Annotated in this window: 3 protein-coding genes; 1 reads left to right on the top strand and 2 read right to left on the bottom strand. The window is 40.9% G+C overall.

Annotated features, from left to right (window positions below):
* A partial coding sequence (locus AC23P2_RS30955; RefSeq protein WP_487776768.1) for a helicase-related protein occupies positions 1 to 1992 on the top strand: 1992 nt, incomplete at its 5' end.
* Positions 1993 to 2002: 10 nt separating this feature from the next.
* On the opposite strand, the gene AC23P2_RS30950 is transcribed toward AC23P2_RS30955, so the two are convergent.
* Together AC23P2_RS30950 and AC23P2_RS30945 are read right to left on the bottom strand one after the other, a co-directional pair.
* The gene (locus AC23P2_RS30950) at positions 2003 to 2866 is read right to left on the bottom strand and encodes a hypothetical protein (protein ID WP_487776767.1); all 864 of its coding nucleotides are present in this window, start codon (positions 2864 to 2866) and stop codon (positions 2003 to 2005) included.
* A complete protein-coding gene (locus tag AC23P2_RS30945; protein ID WP_487776766.1) occupies positions 2863 to 3285 on the bottom strand; it encodes a hypothetical protein in 423 nt (140 codons plus the stop codon). The genes AC23P2_RS30950 and AC23P2_RS30945 overlap by 4 nt, the downstream gene beginning before the upstream one ends.
* Positions 3286 to 3364: the final 79 nt, after the last annotated feature.

The following is a 3364-nucleotide window of genomic DNA, read 5'->3' as shown; positions in this document are numbered from 1 at the left end:
GATCACTTGTTTATTGACGAAAGTCACCGCTTCAAAAACCTGATGTTTACCACTCGCCATAACCGAGTGGCGGGTTTGGGCAACCAAGAAGGCAGCCAAAAGGCCATTAATTTGCTGTATGCGATTAGAACGATGCAGCAACGAAAAGGCAAAGACCTATGCGCCACTTTTTTATCAGGGACAACCATTAGTAATTCACTGACTGAACTCTATTTGATATTCAAGTACCTGCGTCCCAAAGAACTGCAAAAACAGAACATCGTCAACTTTGACGCATGGGCAGCGGTATATGCCAAGAAAACCACCGATTTTGAGTTTTCGGTCACCAATAACCTGATTCAGAAAGAACGCTTTCGATATTTTATCAAAGTACCTGAGTTGGCCATGTTTTACAATCAGATTACCGATTTTAGAACGGCCGACATGATTGGCATTGAGCGCCCCCAGTTGAATCAAAAACTCATACACGTATCTCCCACGCCGCAGCAAGAAGATTTTATCCAAAAACTAATGAAGTTTGCCGAAACGGGCGATGCGACCTTGCTCGGCCGTCCCAAACTAAGCGAAGGAGAAGAGGCGGCGAAGATGCTAATTGCGACCAATTACGCCAAGAAAATGGCCTTGGATATGCGTTTGCTCAATCCAAATTACGATGACCATCCTAATAATAAAGTGAGCCAATGTGCCCAAAAACTGGCCGAACACTATCAGCAAACCCAGTCCCACAAAGGGACACAACTGGTTTTCTCGGATTTGGGAACGTACAAACCTCAGCAGTGGAATGTGTATAGCGAATTGAAACGAAAGTTGGTAGAAGAGTACCAGATTCCACCCAATGAAATCAAATTTATCCAAGAATGTAAAAATGAAGCCCAACGAACCAAACTCTTTGCCGACACCAACGCAGGCAAGGTAAGAATCCTGTTAGGTTCAACCGAAATGTTGGGGACGGGCGTGAATGTACAGCAGCGCATCGTGGCCTTGCACCATTTGGATATTCCTTGGAAACCTTCGGAACTCGATCAACGTATAGGGAGAGGGGTTCGTAAAGGAAACGAGATTGCAAAATTGTACGGCAACCAAGTTCACAACTACGTGTATGCCGTCGAAAAGACCTTGGACAACTACAAGTTCAACCTGTTGCAGAACAAATCGTTGTTTATCAGCCAAATCAAAAACTCTAACTTAGCTACCCGACGGATTGACGAAGGCAGTTTGGACGAAAAGAACGGCATGAATTTTAGCGAATACATCGCCATCTTATCGGGGAATACCGATTTATTGGAAAAAGCCAAGATAGAAAAGCGGTTGGGCAGATTAGAGTCCGACTTATTGATTTACAATAAAGACGTGATAACGGCGCAACAGAGGTTGAATGCTCAACAACAACAGACTGAAAAAACAGCGCAAAAATTGGAGAGCCTGCTGGCGGATAGAAAACTGTTGCGAGACAAGCAGGCTTACACCGAAACAGACCAAATTTCTGGCCAGCTTAAAGTGGCAGGCTTAGAGAGTGAAGACCCCAAAGAAATTGGTAAAAAATTGGTCAGTATTGATAAACACAACCGTAGTGCTTTAGAACAAAAGGTGGGGGAATTACACGGGTTCCCGCTAGTTGTATCCACCAGTACTCATTTTGTAGATGGGTACGCCCATAAGGTGAATTATTTCTCGGTAATTTCACCAAATGGCGTAAAGTACCAACATAATGGCGGACAGATGCCACGAACGCCAGAGTTGGCCGCGCAGTTTGCCCATAATGCACTCGAAAAAATCCCCAAATTGATAGAAGATCAACGCAAGCGGGTAGGGGACTTCAAACGCGACATTGAGCAATTACGAGATTTTATATCGAAGCCGTGGCCCTACAAACAAGAGCTTACGCAGCTTCGCCAAGACTTGCAAAGCATAGAGCGTAAAATTCAGGATTCGATGACGGAAAAGGTTTCGGAAAAAAAAGAGGAGAAAAGGATGGGGATGAAGGTGGGGTAAACCACTTTTATCAAGATACTTTTTTAGAATTATCCCTGAAAAATATAGACAACCCCTTCAAAATCAGGGTAATAATTTCAGGTATATGTATTGTACGGAAAAGCCGTTCATTATCTGAGGCAGTCAGCCCATTATTTAGGCCATTAACTCCTTTTCTTTGAAAAAAGTCAAATATTTTCTGATAATCTACCGATTCACCATATTGGTTCTGATTAAAATGATTTACAGTATTTAGATAAGTAGTGTCATTTGAGTAGTAATTCAAGTCCCATTTTTCAGATGGCTTATTAAGTAGAGCCTCAATGATTACAGCGGTTGCACCACCAAACCCACCACATAAATAGATAGGTTTTTCGCTTTTCATGGTTAAATAGGCTTCTTCTATAATACCAGGGTATTTTCCCATAAATTTAGAAATTCTGCCTCCAAGCACGATTCGAGCATCTATTTTTGTAGTCATAGCTTGGCGCATCTCTGTCATAGAATTGAACCAAATTAAGCGGCTTTCTATATTATCAGTTTTCATATCTGGTAAAATATCTGGTTTTCCCATTCTTAAAAACGAAACAACATGACTATACTTTGATTCGATTTCCGTCGTCAATCCTTCCCCAACTGGAAACCCCAAAAAATTTATTATACGCTTTTTCTCATCGTCAAATGGAAAGTAAGAGTTAGCTAATTCTGAAAGGTGGTGAGTAAAACCCTGTGGTCGCCAATCACCTCCATAGGCATAAGTACAACCCTGAGCAAGTAAGTATCTTGCTATTTCTAAATTTACATCTTCTAAGTGAGCTTTCCCTAAACCTAAAAGCCCTAACTCATCGCTCTCTGATATAGAAACTCCAATCGTTTTGCCTTGTAAAATATTCATGGTTGTTCTGTTTGTTCATTCATGTATGCTGCTAATGTTATTGGAGTCAAAAAATTGAAATCGTCTAACTCATCTAAGAGATCCTGCTCTTCTTGAGTAACAGGTGGGTCTGGGTAAATTACCCGCTTATCTTTTGTGCCTTTTTCAAAAGCTTTGTAGATAAGCGTAAATAGCTCTGGTGGTGAGGCTAAAATTTTCTTGATTTTATGCCCACTCTCATACTGTCTAACTTGGCTATTTATTAAACGATAGGTATATTCGAACCTTAGTATTTCAAGTAAAATGAAATGCAGTATTTTATCTATTTCAGATTCGTGCCAACGTATCACGGGTACATTACCCATGTACGGGTAACTGCGAGTTTCGGCATTTTGTAAAGCGTTTACCACAATAATAGGGCGATTGTGCTTTTTTGCCATAATTATACTAAACTCATATCAAGTTGACGTATATTTGTATAATGAAAAACTATGTAGAGCTCATAAGTGAAAGCGAGGC

The sequence above is a fragment of the Runella sp. R0.1_18 genome (assembly GCF_057652155.1).
The sequence above is the reverse complement of the archived record's forward strand: the minus strand, read 5'-3'. Positions and strand labels throughout refer to the sequence as shown.

Coding starts and splice junctions, on each gene's coding strand:
- AC23P2_RS30950 (WP_487776767.1), bottom strand. CDS start 2,866: ATGAATATTTTACAAGGCAAAACGATTGGAGTTTCTATATCAGAGAGC.
- AC23P2_RS30945 (WP_487776766.1), bottom strand. CDS start 3,285: ATGGCAAAAAAGCACAATCGCCCTATTATTGTGGTAAACGCTTTACAA.